The sequence below is a fragment of the Stutzerimonas stutzeri genome, from assembly GCF_013522825.1.
GTDB lineage: Bacteria > Pseudomonadota > Gammaproteobacteria > Pseudomonadales > Pseudomonadaceae > Stutzerimonas > Stutzerimonas stutzeri_AK.
The window spans coordinates 1-1,068 of record NZ_JAAMQZ010000101.1; the positions used below are offsets into that span (position 1 = coordinate 1).

Annotated in this window: 1 protein-coding gene; it reads left to right on the forward strand. The window is 59.0% G+C overall.

Features of this window, described 5'->3' with window-relative positions; genetic code table 11:
- Positions 1-97 precede the first annotated feature (97 nt).
- Positions 98-1,060: an IS30-like element ISPpu17 family transposase gene (locus G7020_RS23765; RefSeq protein WP_004577240.1), complete on the forward strand. Its 963-nt coding sequence runs from the start codon at positions 98-100 to the stop codon at positions 1,058-1,060.
- Positions 1,061-1,068 lie beyond the last annotated feature (8 nt).

Below are 1,068 nucleotides of genomic sequence, written 5' to 3' on the forward strand. Positions count from 1 at the left end.
TCCTGAATTCATAGAATAAGCGCAACGCTTGAAACGAGAGGCAGAGAGCCAGCCACCGGTAGAATCCAGGCTCTCACACCGAAGGATTCAAGCGCAGATGACTACGCATTACCGGCAGCTGACTCAGGGACAACGTTACCAGATTGAGGCTGGCTTGAGCGCCGCAGAGAGCCAGGCGAGCATTGCAAAGCGGGTCGGCGTGCATCCCTCGACGATCAGTCGCGAGGTTCGCCGCAACAGCACCCAGAATATCTACAAGGCTGTTTCTGCGGCCCATGAAAGTGATGCTCGTCGAGCGGGTGCGCGCAAGTTTTGCAAGCCGGCGACATGGCTCAGCCATCATCTCCCGGTGTGGCTCAAGCATGGCATGAGTCCGGAGCAGATCGCCCAGCGGTTGAAGCAGGAGCAGCCAAGCCGGGCGGTCAGCCATGAGTGGATTTATCGGTTCATTGCCGCCGAACAGCGCGCCGGTGGTGAGCTTTATACCTATCTGCGACATCGCCGAAAGCGCTACCGGAAACGCTATGGAAGCCACGATCGGCGCGGGCAGCTGCGTAATCGCGTGTCAATCAGTGAACGCCCAGCCGAGGTCGAAAGCCGCGAGCGCCTGGGGGACTGGGAGGGCGATACGGTACATGGACTGGGCGGTAACCTGGTGACCCTGGTTGATCGCAAAAGCGGCTATCTGAGCGCCTATCCGGTCAAGCGCAGAACGCGCCGGCAGGTAACGCGGGCGATCAATCTGATGCTTCAGGGCCATGCCGCTCACACGCTGACGCTGGATAACGGAAGGGAGTTTGCCGGGCATGAACGCATCGCGCTACGGAGCCAGTGCCAGGTCTTTTTTGCAGACCCCTATTCATCCTGGCAACGTGGCACCAATGAAAACACCAACGGTCTGCTCCGCCAGTATTTCCCCAAGGGCAGCGACTTCAGCAAGCTGACCGTCGAAGCCGTCAATCGGACAGTAGCGAGGATCAATCTACGCCCGCGCAAGCGCTTGGGCTGGAAGACGCCGTACGAAGTGCATACAGGGGTGAGCGTTGCACTTATGTGTTGAATTCAGGA

Coding starts and splice junctions, on each gene's coding strand:
- G7020_RS23765 (WP_004577240.1), top strand. CDS start 98: ATGACTACGCATTACCGGCAGCTGACTCAGGGACAACGTTACCAGATT.